Genomic DNA, 22,255 nt, shown 5'->3' on the forward strand with positions numbered 1-22,255 from the left:
CGGTGGAGCTGACCCATTCCTTCACGGTGCCGACCTCGGTCGAGGACGCGTGGGCCCTGTTCATGGACCTCGAGCGCGTCGGCGGCTGCTTCCCCGGTGCCACGGTCACCGACACGACGCACGACACCTTCTCGGGCACGGTCAAGGTCAAGCTCGGGCCCATCGCCCTCGTGTACTCCGGGTCGGGGTCGATCGTGCAACGCGACGACCTCGTGCACCACGCGGTCATCGAGGCCAAGGGCAAGGACAAGCGGGGCAACGGAACGGCCGGGGCCACGGTGACGATCACCCTGCGCCCCGACCTCGACGGCACCCGGGCGGACGTCGTCACCGACCTCGCCGTGACCGGCAAGCCGGCGCAGTTCGGCCGCGGGGTCATGCAGGACGTCTCGGACAAGCTGCTCCAGGCCTTCGTCGCGTGCATCGAGAAGCAGCTCGGCGGCGCGGGTACGGAGCAGGCCGACGCGACAGGGGCGCCGGTGACGGCCGAGGCCTCGGCGTCGTCGGGGGCCTCGGCGGCGTCCGCGGCGTCGGAGGCGTCCGGGGCGTCTGGGGCCTCTGGGGCGTCGGAGGCGTCGGGGGCGTCACAGCCGTCGGGTGCGTCGCAGACGTCGGAGCCGGCCGCGGGCGTCACCTCGGCCGACGCCGCGCCCGAGGCGTCGACGGCCCGGGCAGGTGGCCAGGACGCGCTCGACCTCGGCACCGCGGTCCTGCCCGTCCTCGTGCAGCGCTACGCGCCGTACGCGGGGGCGGCGCTCGTCGGCGCCCTCGTCGGCTGGCTCATCGGCCGGCGCGGCGACTGACCAGGGCCCACGCACGACACGAGGGCCCATCCGCATCCGGTGGATGGGCCCTCGTCCGTCGCCCGGCCGCTGCTCGACGCCGGGTGACGGGCCAGTAGTGGCGCGGAGGCCATCGTCGCTCGGAACGGCGGCGGCGTCGCAGGAATTGCGCCGAACCCGCGGGCGCGCAACACGGGGTCAGTCCCGGCTCCGCGCGGCGTGCTCGGCGACGACGAGGTCCTGCCACGCCATGCCGACGCTCTTGAAGACCGTGGGCCGGTCGGTCACCCGCTCGACCCGGCCGAGGACGACGTCCCGGAGGTCACGCACGTCCCCCCAGGCGAGGTGGCCCTGCGCCGCGGCGAGGATGACGTCCCCCGCCTCACGGCGGGCCGTGGCGACGTCCTCGACGACGACGAGGGAGCGCCCGAGGAGCCGGCCCGGCAGCTCACGCCGGTGTGCCTCGTGGGAGCCGATGGCCACGACGCAGGTGCCGTCGGTGACCCACGCGTCCTCGAGGACCGGGGTCGCGGACGACGTCGCGGTGACGACGACCTGCGCCTCGCGGACGGCCTGCTCGACCTCGTGGTCGTCGGCCGTCAGGGCTCGCGTCCCGAGGTGGGTGCTCGTGCCGAGACCCGACAGCCGCTGGGCCGTGGCCCGGGCGGCGTCGCGTCGGCGTCCGACGACGGTCACCGACGACGGACGCCGGATGGCGAGCAGCGCCTCGGCGTGCCCGAGCGCCTGGGGTCCGCTGCCGAAGATGACGACGGACTCGACCTCCGGCGCGGACAGCGCGTCGACCGCGACCGCCGACACCGCGGGTGTGCGCAGCGAGGTGATCGCCGCGCCGTCGAGGAGTGCGCTCGGCGTCAACGTCTCGCCGTCCATGAGCACGTACACGGCCTGGATGCGCTCGAGCCCGCGGGCGCCGTTGCCCGGCGCGACCGACAGCACCTTGACGCCCGCGGCGGTGCGGCTGGCCGAGGGCATGACGAGCAGCTGTCCCGCGTCGGTGCCGAGGGCCTGGCGGGGCGGGTCGACGGCCGGGTCGAGGCCGTCGACGAGCGCCTGCCGGAGCAGGCGGCGGGCCCGGTCCGGCGAGAGCGCCCGGCGCACGGCCGTGGCGTCGACCCAGCGCGGCTGCGCTGGCGTGGGGTGCGGCACGGCTCGAATCTAGGTCACCCGCGGGCCGTCCGCGCGGCAGGGCAGCGGCGCCGCTCGGAGGGGCCGCGTCGAGGCGTGTGCGTCCGGCCAGCGGGTGGACGTAGAGTCGAGCGGTCACCCACCACCCCGGGTGGCAGACGTCAACGACGACACGAAGTCAGGACAGCATGGCGCTCAGCGTTTTCGACCTCTTCTCGATCGGCATCGGGCCGTCGAGCTCACACACCGTCGGGCCCATGCGGGCCGCCGCGCTGTTCGCCGAGGGGCTGCGCGAGGAGGGACGCCTGGGGGAGGTCGCGCGCGTGCGGTCCGAGCTGTTCGGGTCCCTCGGCGCCACCGGCCACGGGCACGGGAGCGACAAGGCGGTCCTGCTCGGCCTCACGGGCGAGCGGCCGGAGTCGTGCGACCCGCGGGCCGTCGAGGGTCGCCTGGCCGACATCCGGTCGCGCCGGCGCCTCAGCCTCCTCGGCGAGCACGAGATCGACCTCGTGGAGGACGAGGACCTCGTGCTGCACCGGCGCAAGGCCCTCCCGCTGCACCCGAACGGCATGACGTTCACCGCGCTCGACGGGTCCGGCGAGGTCGTCGCCTCGCACACGTACTACTCGGTCGGCGGCGGGTTCGTCGTCGGCGAGGACGCCGACGGGTCCTCGAGGATCGTCGAGGACTCGACGCCGGTCGCCCACCCGTTCCGGACCGCCGACGAGCTGCTCGCGCACTGCCGCGAGACGGGCAAGTCGATCGCCCGGATCATGCTCGAGAACGAGCTGTCGTGGCGCACCGAGGAGCAGGTCCGCGAGCGGCTCCTCGAGATCTGGGCCGTCATGAAGGAGTGCGTCCGCAACGGCATCGAGACCGAGGGCGTGCTCCCCGGTGGCCTGCGCGTGCGGCGTCGGGCCCCCGAGCTGGCCCGGCGGCTGCGGGTCGAGGGCAGCACCGACGACCCGCTGCGCGGCATGGACTGGATCACCCTCTACGCTCTCGCCGTCAACGAGGAGAACGCCTCGGGCGGACGCGTCGTCACCGCCCCGACCAACGGTGCCGCCGGCATCATCCCGGCCGTCCTGCACTACTACGCCAACTTCGTGCCGGGCGCCAACCGCGACGGCATCGTCCGGTTCCTGCTGACGGCCGGCGCCATCGGCGTCATCTACAAGGAGACCGCCTCGATCTCCGGCGCCGAGGTGGGCTGCCAGGGCGAGGTCGGCTCCGCGTGCTCGATGGCGGCCGGGGCGATGGCCGCCGTCATGGGCGGCACCCCCGAGCAGGTCGAGAACGCCGCCGAGATCGGCATGGAGCACAACCTCGGCCTGACCTGCGACCCGGTCGGCGGGCTGGTCCAGATCCCGTGCATCGAGCGCAACGCCATCGCCTCGGTCAAGGCCATCACGGCGGCCCGAACGGCGCTGCGTGGCGACGGCTCGCACGTCGTCAGCCTCGACAAGGTCATCAAGACGATGCGTGAGACCGGCCGCGACATGAAGGTGAAGTACAAGGAGACCGCCCGTGGTGGCCTCGCCGTCAACGTCATCGAGTGCTGACGCGTCGGGTGCGCTCGGGAGTGAAGTCGGGGCGGGTGGCGTCGAGCGCGATCCCTGGGCCGTCCTGCACGGGGATGTCGAGGATCGTGCCGTCGTGCGACGCGGCGTCCGGCTCGAAGCCGAGCACCTCGCCGTACCAGCGCGCGGAGCGCGCCAGGTCGCGGACCGGGACGAAGACCTGGCCGACGTGCCGCCGGATGGGTGCGGAAGGCATCCACCGACCGTAACGAGCCACCGGCGCAGACCCGGCCGCGGTGTCCGCCCGCGGTGCGGCAGACTTGCCGCGTGCCGAGCGACCACCCACACCACGTCTCCGTGGCTGAGCACTGCGCCGCAGTGGCGGAGCTGCTCGGTGTCGCGCCCGTGGAGCGCGTCGTGCTCGACCACCGTGCGCGCGGCCGGTACCTCGCGGCCGACCTCCTCGCCCGCGACGACCTCCCGCGCTTCGACAACAGCGCCATGGACGGCTACGCGGTGCACCTGACCGCCGACCTGGCCACCGACCTGACCGCCGACCTGACCGACGACCCGGATGACGCGCCCACCGCCACCCTTCCCGTCATCGGCGACGTCGCCGCCGGTGACGCGCCGACGTTCAGCCTCGGCCCGGGCCAGGCCGCGCGGGTCATGACCGGCGCCCGGCTGCCGGAGGGGACCCGGGCGGTCGTTCCGGTCGAGCGCACCGACGCCGCCCGCACCGGTCCGGCGCCGGCGTCGGTCACCGTCACCGGACCGGTCGAGCCCGGCCAGCACGTCCGCCTGCGCGGCGAGGACCTGTGCGCCGGCGGCGTCGTCGCGGTGGCCGGCGCCGTCCTGACGCCGGGGGTGATCGCGCTCGCCCGCTCCGCCGGTTGCGTCCACGCCGAGGTCCACGGGCGCACCCGGGTCGCCGTCGTCGCCACCGGGGCCGAGCTGACCGACCCCGGCCTCGACCCCGGTCCGGGAGGCATCCACGAGTCGAACTCCGACATGGTCGCCGCCCTCCTCGAGGCCGCCGGCGCCACCCTCGCCCGGATCGACACCTGCCCCGACGAGCCGGCCGTGCTCCGCGGGCTGCTCGAGCAGCTCGACGCGTCACCGACCGTCGACCTCGTCGTGACGACCGGCGGCGTCAGCGCGGGGGCGCACGAGGTCGTCCGGCAGGTGTGCGAGCCCGTCGACGGCTTCCGCTTCGTCCACCTCGCGCTCCAGCCCGGCGGGCCGCAGGGCCTCGGGCGCTGGGGCTCCACGCCGGTCGTCTGCCTGCCCGGCACGCCGACCGGCGCGTTCGTCGCCTTCCACGTGCTGGTCCGGCCCGCGCTCGACGCCCGGCACGGTGCGCCGCCGCGCGTGCCGGTCAGCGCGACGTACCGGGGGCCCCGCCGGCGCACCCGAGCGGGACGACTCCAGCTGCTGACGAGCGTCCTGTCGCCCGACGGCACGGTGCGTGCGCCCGACGCGCGTCACCTCACGGCGCTCGCGGCGGCCAACTGCCTCGTCGAGGTGCCCGAGCCGGTCGACGAGCTCATCGACGGCGACGTCGTCACGGTGCACCCGCTGTGACCGCGACCCTCGTCGCCAAGGACCTCGCCGGCGGCCACGCGCACCGCACCCTCTTCGAGCACCTCGACCTGACCGTCGCGCCCGGGGACGTCGTCGGTGTCGTCGGCCCCAACGGCGCCGGCAAGTCGACGCTGCTGCGCCTGCTCGCCGGTGTGGACGTGCCGCTCGCCGGGAGCGTCACGACCGCGCCGGCCGACGCGTTCGTCGGCTGGCTGCCCCAGGAGCACGAGCGCGTGACCGGTGAGACGGTGGCCGGCCACGTGGCGCGCCGCACCGGCGCGGCAGCGGCGACCGCGCAGATGGAGCAGGCCGCGTCGCAGCTGGGCACGGACCCGGCCGCCGACGACCGGTACGCGGTCGCCCTCGAGCACTGGCTGGCCAGCGGCGCACCGGACCTCGAGGACCGGCTGCCGGCCGTCTTCGCCGAGCTCGGCCTCGACGTCGGCACCGACGCCCCGATGACGTCGCTGTCCGGCGGCCAGGCGGCTCGCGTCGCGCTCGCCGCGCTCCTGCTCAGCCGGTTCGACGTCGTGCTGCTCGACGAGCCCACGAACGACCTCGACCTCGCGGGGCTGGACCGGCTCGAGGCGTTCGTCGCCGGCCAGCGTCGCGGCATCGTCGTCGTGTCCCACGACCGGGAGTTCCTCGCCCGGTGCGTCACCCGGGTCGTCGAGCTCGACCTGCACCAGAACGCCGTCCACGTCCACGACGGCGGCTACGAGTCCTACCTCGACGAGCGTGAGCGCGCACGGCGGCACGCGCGCGAGGCCTACGACGAGTACGCCGGCACGAAGGCCGGGCTCGAGGCGCGCGCCCGTACGGTGCGCGAGTGGTCGTCCAAGGGCGTGCGCAACGCGATGCGCAAGAGCCCCGACAACGACAAGGTCCGTCGCGCCGCCCAGCAGGACTCCGCCGAGAAGCAGGCCCGCAAGGTGCGCCAGATGGAGTCGCGGATCGCCCGGCTCGACGAGGTCGCCGAGCCGCGCAAGGAGTGGGTGCTGAAGTTCGGCATCGCCGCCGCGCCGCGGTCGAGCAGCGTCGTGTCGACGCTCGACGGAGCCCTCGTGCGCCGAGGTGACTGGACGCTCGGGCCGGCGTCCCTTCAGGTCGAGGCGCGCCGACGTATCGGCATCACCGGCCCGAACGGTGCCGGCAAGACGACCCTGCTGTCACTGCTCCTCGGCCGGGTCGCCCCCGACGAGGGTCGGGCCTCGCTCGGGGCCAGCGTCGCGGTCGGAGAGATCGACCAGGGCCGAACCGGCCTGCGCGAGGACCTTCCGCTCGGTGACGCGTTCGGCGACGCGCTGCCCGACCTCGCACCCGCTGACGCGCGGACGCTGCTCGCGAAGTTCGGGCTCAAGGCCGACCACGTCGCCAGCCGGGTCGGGCGCCTGTCGCCCGGTGAGCGCACCCGCGCCGCGATGGCGCTGCTGCAGGCCCGCGGCGTCAACCTCCTCGTCCTCGACGAGCCGACCAACCACCTCGACCTGCCGGCCATCGAGCAGCTCGAGGAGGCGCTCGAGTCCTACGACGGCGCGCTGCTGCTCGTCAGCCACGACCGTCGCCTGCTCGAGAACGTCCGTCTCGACGAGCGCTGGCACGTCGAGCACGGTCGCGTCACCCGCCTCTGACGCGACGACGCGCCAGATGGCATCCTGTCGTGGCGATCGGCGGCGACGCGCCGCAACAGGGCGCCACGTGGTGCCTCGACGTGGCGCCGTCTGTGCGCTGTCGCCGTGACCGCCTCGTCGGGCAGGGAGGTCCGACGCGTCAGGCGGGGGAGTTCGTCGCGTCGGCGACCCACGGGCCGAGCGGCGGGTCCCACTCGCGGATGACGCGTCGCAGCACGTAGCCGCCCTGCCAGTACGGGTCCTGGTCGAAGGTGGCGCTGACCGCCTCGAGCGACTCGCCCGACCACACGATGAGGGCGGCGTTGGCGGGCTCCTGGTCGGTCGTCTCGCCCTCGCTCACCTCGTCGAGCCCCGCCTGGTACATGCCTCCGACGAGGAGACCCGGCTGGGAGGTGAGCCACTCGCGGTGCGCCGGCCGCACCGTCAGCATCTCGGTGGGGTCGTCGGGGTAGGTGTAGTGGATCGCGAAGACGGGCACGGTTGCTCCTCGGGCGGCTGTGCGGCTGTGCGGCTGTGGGCGGCAGCGGGCGGGTCAGGTGACGCGGTGGGCGCCGGTGTAGACGTTGAAGCGGGTGCCGCGCACGAAGCCGGCGAGGGTCGCGCCGGCGTCCTCGGCGAGCTCGACGGCCAACGAGGACGGAGCCGAGACCGCGGCGAGGCAGGGGATCCCTGCCACGACCGCCTTCTGGACCAGCTCGAACGAGGCGCGACCCGACACCATGAGGATGCACCCGGCGGCCGGCAGCCGCCCCTGGAGCATGGCCCAGCCGACGACCTTGTCGACGGCGTTGTGCCGCCCGACGTCCTCCCGCACCGCGAGCAGCTCGCCGTCGGAGGTGAACAGGCCCGCCGCGTGCAGGCCGCCCGTGCGGTCGAAGGACTGCTGCCTGGCGCGCAGTGCGTCGGGCAGGCCGAGCAGTGTCGATGCAGTGACGGTCATCGGGTCGGCCGCGACGTCGAAGGCGGTCCGGGTGCGCAGCTGCTCGATGCTCGCGGTGCCGCACACGCCACAGGACGAGGAGGTGAGGAAGGCCCGGGCCGCAGACGTTTCGGGCGGTGCCACGCCCGGGGCGAGCGTCACGTCGATGACGTTGTAGGTGTTCTCGTCGAAACCGCTGTCGGAGGAGGTGACCGCGCCGGCGCAGTACCGGGCCAGCGAGACGTCCTCGGCCGCGCCGATGATGCCCTCGGACAGGAGGAACCCGTGGACGAGCTCGATGTCGTGCCCGGGCGTGCGCATCGTCACCGTCAGGGGCGTGTCCCCGACGCGGATCTCGAGCGGCTCCTCGACGGTCAGGGTGTCCGGTCGGGTCGTCCGGGTGCGCTCCGGGGGTGCGGCGACGTCGACCGTCGTCACCTTCCGCCGCACCGTGACCCGTCCCATGCCGTCCAGCCTAGGAGACCCGACGGGCCGTGCGACGCGCCGTCCACCGACGCCGTCACGAGCCCCGCGCCGACGCCGGTGGCGGGGCGTCGTCACGGCCTCTCGGCGGGTCAGTCTGGGAGATCGGCCAAGCGCCCGCCAGTCGCGAATCTCCCTGTCGCCAGCCGTTACTCAGCGTTTGGACCGGGTTTGGCAAAGACTTGGTAAGCCCCGTTGACCCGAATTCCGGACGGCTGGGAGCGTCGCGCTCGTTCCGCCGCATCTCACCCAGCGAGACGGCCGGGACACCTCTCCGAGGCGGCCGACCGAGCCGCATCCTGACAAGGAGTTCCCAGTGAATCGACTGAAGTCCGGGCTGGCGACCGGGGGCCTGCTGGCCCTCGCGCTGGCCATCTCGCCGGCAATCCCGGCGGGTGCAGCGGCAGGTGGCGGCCACGACAAGGCACCCGCCCCCGAGTCGCAGACCCTCAAGGCGACCGAGCAGTCCCGCGCGGCGGCCACCGCGAGCGCCCTCGGCCTCAAGGGGGAGGCGCTCACCGTCAAGTCGGTCATCGCCGACCCGAACGGTGCCACGCACGTCCGGTACGAGCGCACGGTGGGCGGCCTGCGCGTCATCGGCGGCGACTTCGTCAGCCACAAGGACGCGTCCGGCGCCGTCCGGAGCGTGACCTGGAACATCCGCAAGGACGTCACCCCGGCCTCGTTCTCGCCGAAGATCGCCCGCAGCACGGCCCACGCCGCCGGCCTGGCAGCCGCCCAGGCGACTCGGGACGAGAGGGCCACCCCCGGCGAGCTCGTCGTCTTCCAGTCGGCCACCGGCCCGAAGCTGGCCTACGAGGTCGTCACCGAGGGCATCAAGGCCGACCAGACGCCGACGCGCCTGCACACGATCGTCGACGCGAACACCGGCCGGACGCTGACGAGCTGGGACGACATCAAGGAGGGGACGGGCAACGGCATCTTCGTCGGCACCGTGTCCCTCGCGACGTCGGGCACCTCAGGCGCGTACACGATGAAGGACACGCACGGGAACTACGCGACCGACCTCAACCAGGCAACGAGCGGCACCGGCACGACCTTCACCGACGCGGACGACGTCTGGGGCACCGGGTCGCAGAGCAACCGCCAGTCGGCGGCCGTCGACGCCCACTACGGCGCCGGCAAGACCTACGACTACTACAACACCCAGCTCGGCCGGGCCGGCATCTGGAACAACGGCACCGGCGCCCGCAGCCGTGTCCACTACGGCCAGAACTACGTCAACGCCTTCTGGGACGGGACGCAGATGACGTACGGCGACGGCGCGAACAACGCCTCCCCGCTCGTCGAGCTCGACGTGGCCGGGCACGAGATGAGCCACGGCGTCACGGAGAACACCGCGGGCCTGGCCTACACCGGCGACGCGGGCGGCCTCAACGAGGCGACCTCGGACATCTTCGGCACCGGCGTCGAGTGGTACGCCAACAACCCGAGCGACGTGCCGGACTACCTCATCGGTGAAGAGATCGACATCAACGGCAACGGCACGCCGCTGCGCTACATGGACAAGCCGAGCAAGGACGGCGGCTCCAAGGACTGCTGGAGCAGCTCGCTCGGCGGCCTCGACCCGCACTACTCCTCCGGCCCCCTCAACCACTGGTACTACCTGGCCTCGGAGGGTTCGGGCGCCAAGACGATCAACGGCGTCAGCTACAACAGCCCGACGTGCGACGGCTCGACGGTGACCGGCATCGGCCACCTCAAGGCGGAGAAGATCTGGTACCGCACCCTCTCGACGTACCTGACCTCGAGCAGCAACTACGCGGCGGCCCGCACCGGCGTCATCAAGGCGGCCAAGGACCTCTACGGCGCCGGCTCGGCCGAGTGCACCGCGGTCGACAAGGCCATGGGCGCCATCGCCGCCCCGGCCAGCACCGAGACCTGCGGCGGCACGACGCCCCCGCCCACCGGCGGCTCGCTGACCAACGGTGGCTTCGAGTCCGGCCAGACCGGCTGGACCGGCACATCCGGCCCGATCACCAACAACACGGGCCGACCCGCACGCACCGGGTCCTGGAAGCTGTGGCTCGGTGGCAACGGCAGCACCGCCTCGGAGAACGAGTCGCAGACGTTCGCGGTCCCCTCGACGGCGACGTCCCCGACGCTGACGTACTACATCCGCATCGACACGGCCGAGACGACGACCACGACCGCCTACGACACGGCCACCGTGCAGATCAACGGCGTGACGAAGCACAGCTACTCGAACCTGTCGACGCCGAAGGCCTCCTACGTCCAGAAGACGATCGACCTCACCGCCTACAAGGGCACCAACGTGACCCTGAAGTTCGCGATGAACGAGGACTCCTCGCTCCAGACGAGCTTCGTCGTCGACGACGTGTCGACGAACTTCTGACCCACCCTGTCACCTCCCCTCCACGCTTCGACGCGAGGCCGGTGTGTCGCCCACGCGGCACACCGGCCTCGCCGCGTCCTCAGGGAGAGGGCGGGTCGGCGCAGCGCGTCGTGGCGGGCGAGGACAGGGTCACGTCCGCGACGAGCGAGCCGACGAGGCCCGCGGCCTCGCCCACCGAGGGGTCGGTGAGGTCGACGGCCCGCGAGCGGTCGTCGGTGACCGAGATGGTGATGGGGTCGCTCGCGGCCGTGGTGGCCGGGTCGGCGGAACCGCTCCCACCCGCGGGGCCGACGGTGCCGCTCCAGGGCCCCAGACGCAGCGTGCTCAGCGCACCGACGACCTGGCGCAGCTGCGGGCCGCTGAGGGTGCAGACGCGGCCGTGCACCGATCGGGTCTCCACGAGGAGCCTGCCGTCGGCGCGCAGCACGATGCGGTCGTCGAAGCCGGCGACGCCCCCGGTGCGGCGCAGCGTCAGCGGGAACTGTGGCCCGTACTCGGGTCCGATGCTGTCCTCGGCGCTCGTCGAGGCCGGCGACGTCGACGCCTCGGCGCCGGCGGGTGCGGGTGGTGTCGTGAAGTCGCCGTCGGTGGAGGGCACGTCGACGCCGCACCCTGCGAGCAGGAGTGCCACGGCTGCCAGTCCCAGGCACCGGCCTGCGCGCCCCATGGGTCCCATCGTGGACCCCGGCCGGGGCCGGCGCACGGAGGACGCGGTCGGTGGAGGCAACGCTTCGATCAACTTTCCGGTGGCGGGCCACGTCCGGCCGCGGGGGTGGCGTCTCGGGCGTGGGGCGTCAGCGGACGTTCGTCCGCTCGAGGAAGTCGATGATGAACGGTGCCGAGCCGGTGACGCCGTTGTCGCCCACCTCGTTGTAGGCGGCGACGGCGATGTCGCCGCGTGCGGCGACCATCCACGTGTGGGTGTCCGGCGGGTTCTTCGTGCCGAACTCGGCCGTGCCGGTCTTGGCGTACTCGACACCGAGCGGCGCGAGCACGGTGCCGGAGCCCTCCTGCACGACGGCCCGCATCTCCTGGCGCAGCACCTGCGCCTCCTCCGGCCGCAGGGGCGTCGCCGGCGCCGGCAGCGCTGGGCTGCCCTTGACGAGCACCGGCCGGACCGTCTGGCCCTTGACGACCGATGCCACGACGAGGGCCATCGTCAGCGGCGACGCCTCGACGCGTCCCTGCCCGATGAACGACGCCGCGTGCTCGACGGTGTCGTCGGTGGCGGGCACCGAACCGAGGAAGCCGGTGAAGGGCAGGTCGAGCTTCTCGCCCATGCCGAGCGACTGCGCGGCCGTGGCCAGCTCGGCCTGGCTCACCTTCCGGTACTGGCTGATGAAGGCCGTGTTGCACGAGAACGCGAGGGCGGTCTGCATCGGGATGTCACCGAGGTGCTGCTTCGGGTAGGTCGTGTAGTTGCTGAAGCGCCGGCCGTCGACGGTGATCGAGTCGGTGCACGGCAGCGTCGTCGCGGCCGTCGCACCCTTGCGGACCAGGGCGAGCGAGCTCGCGATCTTGAACGTCGAGCCGGGAGGGTTGCGGCCGGCGAGCGCGAGCGTCGAGCCGTTCGCTCCGGGGCCGACCGCGGCGGCGAGCACCTCACCGGTCGAGATGCGGACGGCCACGAGGGCCGTGGGGCGCTGGGTCTGGCGGGCGAGCGCCGCCTCGGCGGCGGCCTGCAGCTTCTCGTCGAGCGTCACGGTGACGGGGGTACCGTCCGTGGACTGCTCGGCGAAGACCTCCCGCTTGTCGAGGACGCTGCCGTCTGCGCCGCGCCGGACCGCCTGCACGGCGAGGCCCGGCCGACCGCGCAGCTGGGCGTCGTAGCGGTACTCGAGGCCGTTCTTGCCGATGGTGTCGCCGGCCTCGAGGACGCCCTTGGACCGCGTGACGTCCTCGGCGGACACCTCCCCGACGGTGCCGAGGATGGGCGCCGCGAAGGTGCGGCTGGGACCGAGCACCTGGAGCGCCGGCACGGTGACGGCGCCCGGGACCCGGTCGATGGCCTGGGCGTTCCTCGTCAGCGTCGGGTCGTCCGCGCGGAAGGTGATGGCCTCGACGAAGGCCTTGCTGCCCGCCTGCGACACCTTCGCGGCGTAGCGGCCGGGGTCGACGCCGACGAGCGCCGCCAGCCGGCGCGCCGACGCCGTGGCGGCGGACCCCGACGCCTTCGTCTTGTCGATGCCGACGACGGCCACCTCGCGCTCGGTCATGAGCTTGGCGCCGTTGCGGTCGAGGATGTCGGCGCGTCGCGGCCACGTGCGCGCCAGGGCGAGGCCCTCGTCGGAGCGCAGGTCGGGCGCGACGACCCGCGGGCTCCACGTCACCTGCCACGTGCCGTCGACGAGGGTGAGGTCGGCCTGCGTCGTGTACGTCCAGTCGGTCGGGGACGCGGACACGTCCCACGTCGTCGCGAAGGTGGCCGTGGCCCGCTCGGAGCCCTCGGCGTGGGTCATCCGCTGGAGGGTCACGGCCGGACGCTTGCCGTCCATGCCCTTGAAGGCGGCCGCGAGGAAGGCGTTGACCTTCTGCGCCGTGGTGCCCCTGAGGGCGACGCCCGTCACGTCGGCCCTGCTCAGGCCGGCGGCGAGCGCGCGAGCGGTGTCGTCGGGCGCGGGCGGCTGCTCGAACATCGAGCAGCCGGCGCCGAGGCCGCCGACGACGGCCGCAGCCACGGCGGCGGCCGCGGCTCTCCTCATCCCGGTCCTGGGCAGCATGGCCCCACCGTACGGGGCGGGCGCCACGCCGGATCGGCCGGTCACCGCGTCGTGCTGTCGACCGGCACGCGCCCCGGCGCGGCGCCGGTGGCTTCGGTGGCTTCGGTGGCGCCGGTGACGACGGGAGCGACGGGCACCGGGGACCGGAGCGGCGCGACGACGAGGGCCACGCCGAGGGCCACGGGCAGCCACCACCACGACAGGTGGGTGGGCAGCAGGGCGGTGACGAAGACACCGCGCGCGTCCGCCGCGAGCCCGCCCAGCGTCCCGGGGAGGCCGACACCCGTGCGCAGCCCGCCGGCGAGGTGCTCGAACGCGGCCGAGGCGGCCTGGGTCACGGCGACGGCGACGACGACGCCGGCCCACCCGGCGACGCGTCGGCGGCTCGTGCCGCCGACCCGGGCCAGAGCGAGTCCGGCGACGAGGCCGACGGTGGCGGGCGCGGTGCACTGGACGACCGAGCCGGCATCCTCGGCGCCGAGGGCCACGACGACGAGGCGCGTCGTCCAGGCCCCGGCCGCCACGGCCACCGGCGCCGCGGCGAGGGCCGCGACGCCCGGCCGTGCGAGGGCCATGACCGCACCGAGCCCGGCCCCGAGGAGGGAACCGGCGACGGCGACGGCCGCGATGCCGACCAGGACGCGGTCGTCCCGGTCGAAGTCGCTGCCGAGCTGCCGGGTCGCGCCCGCCGACTGGACCACCGAGTAGGCCGTGGCGGCGAGCGCACCCACCACGGCGGCTGCCGCGGGCAGCACCCTTCGTCCCGCGTCGCGGCGCACCCAACGGACGCAGAGACCGGCAGCGGCGCCGCCGACGAGCGTCATCGCCAGCAGCAGCGGGAGGAACACCGTCCGGAACGGCAGGAGCGTGACGTACCCCCCGCTCGCCTCACCCGTGACGGCGTCGGCGACCCAGTACCGGGGTGAGGACGCGCCGAGGGCGTCGACGATCCAGGGCAGCGCCCCGACGACCCACCAGGCGGTCGCGGCGAGGGGCGCGACGGGCCACACGAGGGTGCGGGCGTACCGGAGTCGTGCCTCTGGGCTGAAGCGGCGGGCAGCGGTGTCCACCGGGAGATCCGATCACGTCGGGCGCGCCCGCGCCAGTCCTCCGACGACCGTCAACCCCGCTCCGGACGCCACAGCTGCACCGACGCGACCGGCTCGAATCCCGCTGAGAGGAAAGCGCGCAGGGCCCGCGCGTTGCCCGGCGCACACGTCGCGACGACGACCTCGTCCTCGGGGACGAGGGTCAGGCTGTCGCGGACGACCTCGGTGCCGGACCGCTCCCGCGCCGGGTCGGTCTCGACGCCGACCTCGGGCAGCCCGCCGAGCCCCAGCGACAGGGTGACGAGGGTCTTGTCGCGGGCCTGCGGGTAGCCGAAGGTGCGGACGCTGCTGCGGACCGCGGTGGCGTGCTCGGCGCGCGGGTGGTTGCGCAGGTCGCTGCGCGGCACGAGGGCCGGCTCGCCGCCGCGGCCACGCGCGACGAGCACGACATCGAGGGAGTCGATCCAGCCGCCCGCGGCGAGGGCCGACACGACGCGCGGGTTGCTCGCGCCGCCGAAGCCGTCCGCCCCGAGCCCGTCGAGGTGGTCGTCGTGGACGTCGTCGGCGACCGCGAGCACGGCGTGGCCCGTGAAGGCGATGACGCCCTCGATGCCCTCGCGCCACGGTGGGACGCGCCGCCAGGCACCGTCGACGGCGGGGAAGTGGCCCGTGGCGGCGTGGGTCAGGACGGAGGCGATCGGGTGCACGCGCTCCATACAACCCCTCCGGTCCGCCGCGCGCTCGCCGTCGTCCACGGGATGACCACTGCCGGTAGGGTCGGGTCATGTCCCGACCGCACGCGGCCGCCGTCGTCGAGGACGCGGTCGACCGCCAGGTCGAGCGCGTCCTGCGCGGACGTGGATGGGGCAACAAGGTCGTCACGCACATCGGCTACGGGTCCACCGACTTCGTCCGCGTCTTCGCCCGAGTCATCCTGCAGCGCAGGGGCAAGGCCGGCCCGCCGAGCCGTCAGGACGCCACCGGCGCGCTCGCTCCCGCGCGCTACGACCGCGGCTGGCGCGTCTTCGTCACGGCCCACGCGAGCGGTGTCCCCGTCACGGTGACGATCGGCGACCGTGAGGTCTACGGCCGCACAGACCGCGGCGGGTACGTCGACCTCGTCGCCCACGACCACGGCCTGGCGCCGGGGTGGCAGCAGGTGGTCGTCCAGGCGCGCGGGGCCGACCCGGTGCCGGCGGACGTGTTCATCGTCGGCGACGACGTGCGGTTCGGCATCGTCAGCGACATCGACGACACCGTCATCACGACGATGCTGCCCCGCCCGATGATCGCGGCGTGGAACACCTTCGTGCGCCGAGGCAAGACGCGCCGCGCCGTCAGCGGCATGGCGCCCTTCTACCGGCGCGTGCTCGCCGCCCACCCGGGTGCACCCATCGTCTACGTGTCGACGGGCGCGTGGAACACGACGCCGACCCTGACCCGGTTCCTCGTCGACAACGGGTTCCCGCTCGGGCCGCTGCTGCTCACCGACTGGGGTCCGACGAACACCGGCTGGTTCCGCAGCGGGCAGGACCACAAGCGCACCTGCCTGCACCGCCTGGCCCGCGACTTCCCGGACATCACGTGGCTGCTCGTCGGCGACGACGGCCAGCACGACCCCGCGCTCTACTCCGAGTTCGCGGAGGCACGCCCGGACCGGGTCGACGCCATCTGCATCCGGCAGCTGACGCCGGCCGAGCAGGTCCTGTCCAACCCCATCAAGCTCGACCCGCCGCTGCGGCCGTGGGCCGCGCGCACCGTCCAGACGTTCTCGGCGCCGGACGGGCACGAGCTGCTGCGCCTCCTCGAGGACCACGGACGGGTCGGCGAGCCGGTCGCGGCCGACCAGCAGCCGTCGCGTCCGGGCCGCGACGTCGCCACCGGGTGACAGACTGACGCCATGCCGGAGCTGCCCGAGGTGCAGGCACTCGTCGACTTCCTCGCCGAGCGGACGGCCGGTCTTGCCGTCGCCACGGTCGAGCTCGCCTCGTTCAGCGTCCTCAAGACGTTCGACCCGCCGCCGCAGGCGCTCGAGGGCGTGCCCGTCGACGGCGTCCACCGGCACGGCAAGTTCCTCGACATCGACGCCGACGGCACCCACCTCGTCTTCCACCTCGCGCGCGCCGGCTGGCTGCGCTGGTCCGACCAGCTGCCGGCGACGGTCCTGCGGCCGGGCAAGTCGCCCATCGCCCTGCGGGTGCGGCTGTCGGACGGCTCGGGCTTCGACCTGACCGAGGCGGGCACGAAGAAGTCGCTCGCGGCCTACATCGTCCGCGACCCGAACGAGGTGCCGGGCATCGCCCGCCTCGGCCCGGACCCCCTCGCCGAGGACTTCACCCGCGAGCGGTTCGGCGAGATCCTCGAGGGTCGCCGCACCCAGATCAAGGGTCTGCTGCGCGACCAGGAGGTCATCGCCGGGGTCGGCAACGCCTACTCCGACGAGGTGCTGCACGTCGCGAAGGTCAGCCCCTTCGCCATCGCCGGGTCGCTCGCGCCCGACGTCGTCGACCGGCTCTACCGTGCGCTGCGCGAGACGCTCGCCTCGGCCGTCGCCACGGCCTCGGGCAAGCCGGCCAAGGAGCTCAAGGACGCCAAGCGCGCCGGCATGCGCGTGCACGCCCGCACCGGGCAGACGTGTCCCGAGTGCGGCGACGTCGTGCGGGAGGTCTCGTTCGCCGACACGTCGTTGCAGTACTGCGCCACGTGCCAGACCGGTGGCAAGCCGCTCGCCGACCGGCGGATGTCCAAGCTGCTCAAGTGACCCGGTTCGTCCGGAGTGCAACGGTTCGGTCGCCGTGGTTGTCTGCACCGTCATGAAGCCGATCCTTCGCGCCCCCTCCACCGCCCTGCTGCCGGCCGCCCTGCTGACCGTCCTCGCCACGGCGGCGTGCGGCTCCGTCGCGTCGCCAGGTTCGGGGTCCTCCGACGGTACGACGGTCGTCGGTTCCACCCTGCCGGCGCCGAGCGACGGCACCGGCGCGGGTGCATCGGGTCGGGCCACGGGCAGCGCCGGAGGGGTACGGCTCGTCGCGAGCGCGGCACCCGGCGCACCGGCGCACGCAAGGGGTGTCAAGGCCGAGCCCGGCGTCGTCGTGGAGTACACGTTGACCAACACCGGGTCGAGGCCACTCGCCGCCTACGACATCGTGCCGGACTCGCTCGGCTCGGCGGTCCTGCCGGCCGACGTCGACCGCGAGCACGCGTGGGTCTACGCGCACGAGGGCACGGTGCGCGTCAGCAAGCAGGGGTTCGCGACGGCGCCGAACGTGCGCTTCGCCGCGGCGCCGACGATGGGGGCCCGCGCGCTGCCCGCCGGAGGGACGCTCACCGGCCGCGCCTTCGTGCCGACGCCGCTCGCCCTCGCGGTCCCGGGTGCCGCCTTCACCGCGCCGCAGGACCCGCTGCCGCCGGCCGCAGGTGCCTTCTCCTTCTGCGTGCAGGTCGGCCTGGGGGGGCCGCAGCTGCGGCCCTCGCCGACGGTGCGCGGCGTCCTCCAGGCCCCGGTGGCCGCCCCGTCGGGTGCCGCCCTCGTGTGCACCGACCCGCTGACGGTGCCGGTGTCCTGAGCCTGCTCCGTCGCCCCGGCCCTGCGGCTAGATGATGCGGGGGTCGCCGTCGGCGACGACCTTCTTGCCCGCACGCTCCCACTCGAGCATGCCGCCCTCGACGTTGGCGACGTCGTAGCCCTGCATGACGAGCCACTGGACGGCCCGGGCCGAGCGGCCGCCCATGCGGCACACGATGCCGACGGTCTCGTCGGTGTCGGGCAGCTCACCGAGGCGGGCGGGCAGCTCACCGAGCGGGATGTGGACGGCGTTGGGGGCGTGGCCGGCGGCCCACTCGTCGGGCTCGCGCACGTCGACCATGACGGCGTCGTCGGGCAGCTCGGAGACGGTCGTCGTCGGGATGCTCATGCCCTCCATCGTGACACGACCGGACCGGGCCACGACCGAGCCACGACCGGGCCACCACGGGCCGGCACTATCGTGAGCGCGGTGAAGATCCTGTCGATCCAGTCCCACGTCGCGTACGGCCATGCCGGCAACTCGGCGGCGGTCTTCCCGCTCCAGCGCCTCGGCCACGACGTCTACCCGGTGCTCACCGTGACGTTCTCGAACCACACCGGCTACGGCGCGACCCGCGGCCCGCTCATCCCGCCGGCCGACGTCGCCGAGGTGATCACCGGTGTCGAGGAGCGGGGCGCCTTCCCCTCGATCGACGCGGTGCTCTCCGGCTACCAGGGTGCCGAGTCCGTCGGCGAGGTCGTGCTCGACGCGGTGGCCCGTGTCAAGGCCGCCAACCCCGACGCGGTCTACTGCTGCGACCCGGTCATGGGCGACGTCGGGCGCGGGTTCTTCGTCCGCGAGGGCATCCCCGAGTACATGCGCGACCACGTCGTCCCGCGGGCCGACATCGTGACGCCGAACCAGTTCGAGCTCGAGTTCCTCTCGGGCCGGAGCGTCGAGAGCCAGGACGACCTCCTCGCGGCCGCCGACCACCTGCGCGCGTCGGGACCCGCCGTCGTGCTGGTGACGAGCGCCCTGACCTCCGACACCCCGGAGGGCTCGATCCAGATGGCGTGCATCACCGCCGACGGCGCCTGGCTCGTGACGACGCCGATGCTGCCGATGACGGTCCGCGGAGGTGGTGACGTCACCGCGGCGGTCTTCCTCGCCCACCACCTCACGGACGGGCCCGAGGCGGCGCTGCGGCGCACTGCCGCCACGATGTACGCGGTGCTCGAGCGGACCCACGCCAGCGGCTCCGACGAGATGCTGCTCGTCGCCGAGCAGGACGCCATCGCCGACCCCGACGAGAAATTCGAGATCGTGCGGGTTCGATGACCCACTCGGCCCCCAGAGCCGTTATAGTCACAGGCGCGCCGTTCCGCATGACCACCCCTGACCGTGCGGAACGGCGCCTTTTTGTCCTGTTTTCAGTGGAATTCGCTTCCACCGAAGAGTGACCTCCCGCGGATCCGGGCAGGATCCGGCGCGACCGCCGACACGCTCTCGCCCCGTATGCGGATGTCTCCGGTGAAGCGTAGACAGACGTATAGCCTCCGAGCGTGGACCCGATCACCAACCCGTACGCCCCGGGCGCGGGCCAGCGTCCGCCCGAGCTCGCGGGCCGCGACGAGCAGCTGCGCACCTTCGACGTCGTCCTCGAGCGCATCGCGCGCGGACGCTCCGAGCGCTCGATCGTGCTCACCGGCCTGCGCGGCGTCGGCAAGACCGTCCTGCTCAACGCCCTGCGGTCCTCGGCCGTGCGGGCCGACTGGGGCACCGGCAAGTTCGAGGCGCGGCCCGACCAGCGGCTGCGCCGCCCGCTCGCCGCGGCCGCTCACCAGGCCGTCCGTGAGCTGGGCCACCCCCGCGGCGAGGTCGTGGACCAGGTGCTCGGCACGATCAAGGCCTTCGCCCTGCGCGACAACCCACCGGGTGCCCGGCTGCGCGACCGGTGGCAGCCGGGCATCGACGTGCCGACCGTGTCCGGCCGGGCCGACAGCGGTGACATCGAGATCGACCTCGTCGAGCTGTTCACCGACATCGGGGGGCTCGCGGCCGACGTCGGCAAGGGCATCGCGTTCTTCATCGACGAGATGCAGGACCTCGACCCCGACGACGTCTCGGCGCTGTGCGCGGCCTGCCACGAGATCTCCCAGTCGGGGCTCCCGGTCATCGTCGTCGGCGCCGGCCTGCCCCACCTGCCCGCGGTGCTGTCCGCCTCGAAGTCCTACTCCGAGAGGCTGTTCCGCTACTCGCGCATCGACCGGTTGCCGCGTGAGGCCGCCGACCACGCCCTCGTCGGGCCGGCGGCCGAGGAGGGCTGCGCGTTCACGCCGGAGGCGCTCGACGAGATGTACGCCGTGACCGCCGGCTACCCGTACTTCATCCAGGCCTACGGCAAGGTCGTGTGGGACGTCGCCCCCACCTCGCCGGTCACCGCCCAGGACATCCGGGTCGCGGTACCCGAGGCCGAGAGCGAGCTCGCGGTCGGGTTCTTCGGCTCCCGCTTCGAGCGCGCGACCCCCGCCGAGCGGGAGTACCTGCGGGCCATGGCCGACGCCGCCATCGCCGAACCCGCTGCGCCGCAGGAGGACTCCCACGCAGAGGAACGTGAGGCCGTACCGACGTCGGCCGTCGCCGAGGTGCTCGGCCGGAAGCCGCAGTCGCTGTCACCGGCCCGTGACTCGCTCATCAAGAAGGGCCTCATCTACTCCGGTGAGCGCGGCCTCATCGCCTTCACCGTCCCGCACTTCGGCCGCTACCTGCGCACGCAGTCCTGACCGGGCTCGGGCCGGGCCCAGCGCCTCGCCGGCGCCGGGACGCGCGACGATGACGACGGGTAGCCGCGACCGGGTACGTACGGGAGCGTCCGCAGACCCGCCGTCCACCCCGGGAGACGTCGTGCCGACGCATCGCCTCGAATCGGTCGCGCCCGCGCTCGCGGCGCGCATCGGTCGCGCGAGCAGCGGCGGTGCCCGTCGGTTCGCCTTCGCCGCGGCGCGGCTCGCGTGCGGGGTCGCCGGCGTCCATGACCGGACCGCCCTCGACATCGCGCGCGACGGCATCGCCGCGGGGCCCGGCATCGATGAGCTCGTCAGCCTGTGGGAGCTCGAGCGCCGCCTCGACGCCGCGTGCGACGGGGGCCTGGACCCCGACGCCGGCTACCCCGACCCCGAGACGTTGCGGCTGCACGACGAGTGCGCAGAGGCCAAGGCGGTCGCCTCGGTCATCGCCGCGCTCAAGCCCGACGCGCACACCGCCGCGCGCGAGTCGGCCTACGCGGCGTGGGCCGCGGGTTGCGAGCCGGCCGCGCTCGGCGCCCTCGCGGCGCACCTGGAGAACACCGACGAGCCCGGCTCCTGACGGCGACACGGCCGTTGTGGGTGCGCACCCTAGGGTGGGGCGCATGAGCGGACCGGGGCGTCGGTGCGGTGACGGGGTCGCCCGGGGTCCGGCCGCGTGACCCACCTCGTGACCCACCTCGTCGGTCCCGCTGTCGCGCTCGCCCTCACGATCGCGTTCCTCGGGATCGCCGGGTGGTGGCGGCGCCGCGACCCCCGGCGGTGGCGCATCGGTGTTGCGCTCACCGCCGCGGGCTGGCTTGCCGCCGTGGCGCTCCTCCAGCCGCTCGACGCACTCGACGGCCCGCTCGGTGACGGCGTCGTCGCGCTCACCCTGCCGTGGGCGGTGTCACTCGTCGTCGGCACCGTGCTCGTCGTCAACGGCGCGCGCCTGGTGGGCCCCGAGGGCCGCACCCTCGGCACGCTCCTGTCCTTCGTCGTCGGCGTCGCGATGACGGGCGCCACGGCCCTCGGCGTGGCTCTCGTCTGGTTCGGCGCGGGCTCGGGCACCCGCGCCGGCGCCGGGTCGACCGCCCTGCCGGCGGTCGGCCTCGTCGTGCTGCTCCTGCCCGGCTACCCGGCCCTCGTGATCGTCAGCTACCTGCTGTACTGCGTCGCCTACCTGCGTCGCGCGCCGCGTCCCGCGCCCGTCGCGATCGTCGTGCTCGGGTCGGGGCTCGTGGGCGGCCAGGTCCCGCGGGTGCTCGCCCACCGGCTCGATGCCGCGCTCGCGCTGCTCCGCGCGGAGGAGGCCCAGGGACGCTGCCCCCTGCTCGTGCCCTCGGGCGGCCAGGGTGAGGACGAGCCGGTGTCCGAGGGTGCGGCGATGACGGCCTACCTCCTCGACCGCGGCGTCGAACCGGCGCGCATCGTCACCGAGGACCGGGCGACGACCACCGAGGAGAACCTCGTCCGGTCGCTGCGCCTGCTCGAGGAGCGTGGCGTCACGGGGCGGCTGCGCGTCGTGACGTCGAGCTACCACGCCGGCCGCGCGGCGCTGCTGACCCGTCGCCTCGGCATCGACGCCGACGTCAGCCCGGCCCGCACCCCGTGGTCCTTCCTGCCGAGCGCCTTCCTGCGCGAGGTCGCCGCCGCCGTCACCCACCACCCCTGGGTCAACGCCGTCGGCCTGCTGCTGTGGGTGGCCTCCAGCGCCGGAGCGGCCCGGGCGGTCGCCGGCTGACGCCGGGCCGA

21 protein-coding genes are annotated in these 22,255 nt (G+C 74.0%); 12 read left to right on the forward strand and 9 right to left on the reverse strand.

Annotated features, from left to right (window positions below; all coding sequences use genetic code 11):
* Positions 1-2 precede the first annotated feature (2 nt).
* Positions 3-803 carry an SRPBCC family protein gene (locus AC1VM9_RS09310; protein WP_483122417.1) on the forward strand — a complete coding sequence of 267 codons (801 nt, stop codon included), beginning with the start codon at positions 3-5 and terminating at the stop codon, positions 801-803.
* 177 nt (positions 804-980) lie between these two features.
* Here AC1VM9_RS09310 and AC1VM9_RS09315 read toward each other — a convergent pair whose 3' ends face one another.
* On the reverse strand, positions 981-1,949 hold the full coding sequence (locus AC1VM9_RS09315) for an ornithine cyclodeaminase family protein (RefSeq protein ID WP_481344809.1): 969 nt from the start codon (positions 1,947-1,949) through the stop codon (positions 981-983).
* A 167-nt stretch (positions 1,950-2,116) separates the two neighbouring features.
* On the opposite strand from AC1VM9_RS09315, the gene AC1VM9_RS09320 reads away from it, so the two are divergent.
* Positions 2,117-3,490, forward strand: coding sequence for an L-serine ammonia-lyase (locus tag AC1VM9_RS09320; protein ID WP_481344808.1), 1,374 nt, complete (start codon positions 2,117-2,119; stop codon positions 3,488-3,490).
* Here the strand turns inward: AC1VM9_RS09320 and AC1VM9_RS09325 are convergent.
* Positions 3,477-3,704 (reverse strand): VOC family protein, encoded by a 228-nt coding sequence (locus tag AC1VM9_RS09325; RefSeq protein WP_483122419.1) that lies wholly within the window; start codon positions 3,702-3,704, stop codon positions 3,477-3,479. The genes AC1VM9_RS09320 and AC1VM9_RS09325 overlap by 14 nt on opposite strands.
* 101 nt (positions 3,705-3,805) lie before the next feature.
* On the opposite strand from AC1VM9_RS09325, the gene AC1VM9_RS09330 reads away from it, so the two are divergent.
* Both AC1VM9_RS09330 and AC1VM9_RS09335 read left to right on the forward strand, forming a co-directional pair.
* Positions 3,806-5,032 carry a molybdopterin molybdotransferase MoeA gene (locus AC1VM9_RS09330; protein ID WP_483122420.1) on the forward strand — a complete coding sequence of 409 codons (1,227 nt, stop codon included), beginning with the start codon at positions 3,806-3,808 and terminating at the stop codon, positions 5,030-5,032.
* The gene (locus tag AC1VM9_RS09335; RefSeq protein ID WP_483122421.1) at positions 5,029-6,663 is read left to right on the forward strand and encodes an ABC-F family ATP-binding cassette domain-containing protein; all 1,635 of its coding nucleotides are present in this window, start codon (positions 5,029-5,031) and stop codon (positions 6,661-6,663) included. The genes AC1VM9_RS09330 and AC1VM9_RS09335 overlap by 4 nt, the downstream gene beginning before the upstream one ends.
* A gap of 139 nt (positions 6,664-6,802) precedes the next feature.
* On the opposite strand, the gene AC1VM9_RS09340 is transcribed toward AC1VM9_RS09335, so the two are convergent.
* Both AC1VM9_RS09340 and fdhD read right to left on the reverse strand, forming a co-directional pair.
* The gene (locus AC1VM9_RS09340; RefSeq protein WP_481340260.1) at positions 6,803-7,141 is read right to left on the reverse strand and encodes a YciI family protein; all 339 of its coding nucleotides are present in this window, start codon (positions 7,139-7,141) and stop codon (positions 6,803-6,805) included.
* A gap of 54 nt (positions 7,142-7,195) precedes the next feature.
* The gene (gene fdhD / locus AC1VM9_RS09345) at positions 7,196-8,047 is read right to left on the reverse strand and encodes a formate dehydrogenase accessory sulfurtransferase FdhD (protein ID WP_483122422.1); all 852 of its coding nucleotides are present in this window, start codon (positions 8,045-8,047) and stop codon (positions 7,196-7,198) included.
* A 334-nt stretch (positions 8,048-8,381) separates the two neighbouring features.
* Here fdhD and AC1VM9_RS09350 point away from each other — a divergent pair, with 334 nt between their 5' ends.
* Positions 8,382-10,442, forward strand: a complete 2,061-nt coding sequence (locus tag AC1VM9_RS09350) for a M4 family metallopeptidase (protein WP_483122424.1) — start codon at positions 8,382-8,384, stop codon at positions 10,440-10,442.
* Between the two features lie 79 nt (positions 10,443-10,521).
* On the opposite strand, the gene AC1VM9_RS09355 is transcribed toward AC1VM9_RS09350, so the two are convergent.
* From AC1VM9_RS09355 to AC1VM9_RS09370, 4 genes are all read right to left on the reverse strand, one after another.
* Positions 10,522-11,109 (reverse strand): hypothetical protein, encoded by a 588-nt coding sequence (locus AC1VM9_RS09355; protein ID WP_483122425.1) that lies wholly within the window; start codon positions 11,107-11,109, stop codon positions 10,522-10,524.
* 127 nt (positions 11,110-11,236) lie between these two features.
* Positions 11,237-13,162, reverse strand: coding sequence for a penicillin-binding transpeptidase domain-containing protein (locus AC1VM9_RS09360; protein ID WP_483122426.1), 1,926 nt, complete (start codon positions 13,160-13,162; stop codon positions 11,237-11,239).
* A 41-nt stretch (positions 13,163-13,203) separates the two neighbouring features.
* Complete coding sequence (locus tag AC1VM9_RS09365) at positions 13,204-14,232, reverse strand: hypothetical protein (protein ID WP_483122427.1); 1,029 nt, start codon at positions 14,230-14,232, stop codon at positions 13,204-13,206.
* Between the two features lie 50 nt (positions 14,233-14,282).
* Positions 14,283-14,927 (reverse strand): N-acetyltransferase, encoded by a 645-nt coding sequence (locus AC1VM9_RS09370; protein ID WP_481340272.1) that lies wholly within the window; start codon positions 14,925-14,927, stop codon positions 14,283-14,285.
* Between the two features lie 68 nt (positions 14,928-14,995).
* Here AC1VM9_RS09370 and AC1VM9_RS09375 point away from each other — a divergent pair, with 68 nt between their 5' ends.
* From AC1VM9_RS09375 to AC1VM9_RS09385, 3 genes are read left to right on the forward strand one after another with little or no spacing between them, the layout of a single operon-like run.
* Entirely contained in the window at positions 14,996-16,099 is a 1,104-nt protein-coding gene (locus tag AC1VM9_RS09375) for an App1 family protein (protein WP_481340274.1), read from the forward strand.
* Between the two features lie 12 nt (positions 16,100-16,111).
* A complete protein-coding gene (locus tag AC1VM9_RS09380) occupies positions 16,112-16,972 on the forward strand; it encodes an Fpg/Nei family DNA glycosylase (RefSeq protein ID WP_483122429.1) in 861 nt (286 codons plus the stop codon).
* A gap of 52 nt (positions 16,973-17,024) precedes the next feature.
* Positions 17,025-17,777: a hypothetical protein gene (locus AC1VM9_RS09385; RefSeq protein ID WP_483122430.1), complete on the forward strand. Its 753-nt coding sequence runs from the start codon at positions 17,025-17,027 to the stop codon at positions 17,775-17,777.
* Positions 17,778-17,804: 27 nt separating this feature from the next.
* Here AC1VM9_RS09385 and AC1VM9_RS09390 read toward each other — a convergent pair whose 3' ends face one another.
* A complete protein-coding gene (locus AC1VM9_RS09390) occupies positions 17,805-18,134 on the reverse strand; it encodes a rhodanese-like domain-containing protein (protein ID WP_483122431.1) in 330 nt (109 codons plus the stop codon).
* Between the two features lie 72 nt (positions 18,135-18,206).
* Here AC1VM9_RS09390 and pdxY point away from each other — a divergent pair, with 72 nt between their 5' ends.
* From pdxY to AC1VM9_RS09410, 4 genes are all read left to right on the forward strand, one after another.
* Complete coding sequence (gene pdxY / locus AC1VM9_RS09395) at positions 18,207-19,055, forward strand: pyridoxal kinase PdxY (protein WP_483122432.1); 849 nt, start codon at positions 18,207-18,209, stop codon at positions 19,053-19,055.
* A gap of 224 nt (positions 19,056-19,279) precedes the next feature.
* Positions 19,280-20,500 carry an ATP-binding protein gene (locus tag AC1VM9_RS09400; protein WP_481344803.1) on the forward strand — a complete coding sequence of 407 codons (1,221 nt, stop codon included), beginning with the start codon at positions 19,280-19,282 and terminating at the stop codon, positions 20,498-20,500.
* A 121-nt stretch (positions 20,501-20,621) separates the two neighbouring features.
* The gene (locus AC1VM9_RS09405; RefSeq protein WP_481340286.1) at positions 20,622-21,083 is read left to right on the forward strand and encodes a hypothetical protein; all 462 of its coding nucleotides are present in this window, start codon (positions 20,622-20,624) and stop codon (positions 21,081-21,083) included.
* A gap of 96 nt (positions 21,084-21,179) precedes the next feature.
* The gene (locus AC1VM9_RS09410; RefSeq protein WP_483122433.1) at positions 21,180-22,244 is read left to right on the forward strand and encodes a YdcF family protein; all 1,065 of its coding nucleotides are present in this window, start codon (positions 21,180-21,182) and stop codon (positions 22,242-22,244) included.
* The last annotated feature ends 11 nt before the right edge of the window (positions 22,245-22,255 follow it).

Source organism: Monashia sp. HAY1-11D, from assembly GCF_056868035.1.

What these genes read in the sequence shown, in the direction of transcription:
- AC1VM9_RS09320 (WP_481344808.1), top strand. Translation starts at nt 2,117, where the DNA reads ATGGCGCTCAGCGTTTTCGACCTCTTCTCGATCGGCATCGGGCCGTCG.
- AC1VM9_RS09325 (WP_483122419.1), bottom strand. Translation starts at nt 3,704, where the DNA reads ATGCCTTCCGCACCCATCCGGCGGCACGTCGGCCAGGTCTTCGTCCCG.
- fdhD (WP_483122422.1), bottom strand. Translation starts at nt 8,047, where the DNA reads ATGGGACGGGTCACGGTGCGGCGGAAGGTGACGACGGTCGACGTCGCC.
- AC1VM9_RS09355 (WP_483122425.1), bottom strand. Translation starts at nt 11,109, where the DNA reads ATGGGGCGCGCAGGCCGGTGCCTGGGACTGGCAGCCGTGGCACTCCTG.
- AC1VM9_RS09360 (WP_483122426.1), bottom strand. Translation starts at nt 13,162, where the DNA reads ATGCTGCCCAGGACCGGGATGAGGAGAGCCGCGGCCGCCGCCGTGGCT.
- AC1VM9_RS09370 (WP_481340272.1), bottom strand. Translation starts at nt 14,927, where the DNA reads ATGGAGCGCGTGCACCCGATCGCCTCCGTCCTGACCCACGCCGCCACG.
- AC1VM9_RS09375 (WP_481340274.1), top strand. Translation starts at nt 14,996, where the DNA reads ATGTCCCGACCGCACGCGGCCGCCGTCGTCGAGGACGCGGTCGACCGC.
- AC1VM9_RS09380 (WP_483122429.1), top strand. Translation starts at nt 16,112, where the DNA reads ATGCCGGAGCTGCCCGAGGTGCAGGCACTCGTCGACTTCCTCGCCGAG.
- AC1VM9_RS09385 (WP_483122430.1), top strand. Translation starts at nt 17,025, where the DNA reads ATGAAGCCGATCCTTCGCGCCCCCTCCACCGCCCTGCTGCCGGCCGCC.
- AC1VM9_RS09390 (WP_483122431.1), bottom strand. Translation starts at nt 18,134, where the DNA reads ATGGAGGGCATGAGCATCCCGACGACGACCGTCTCCGAGCTGCCCGAC.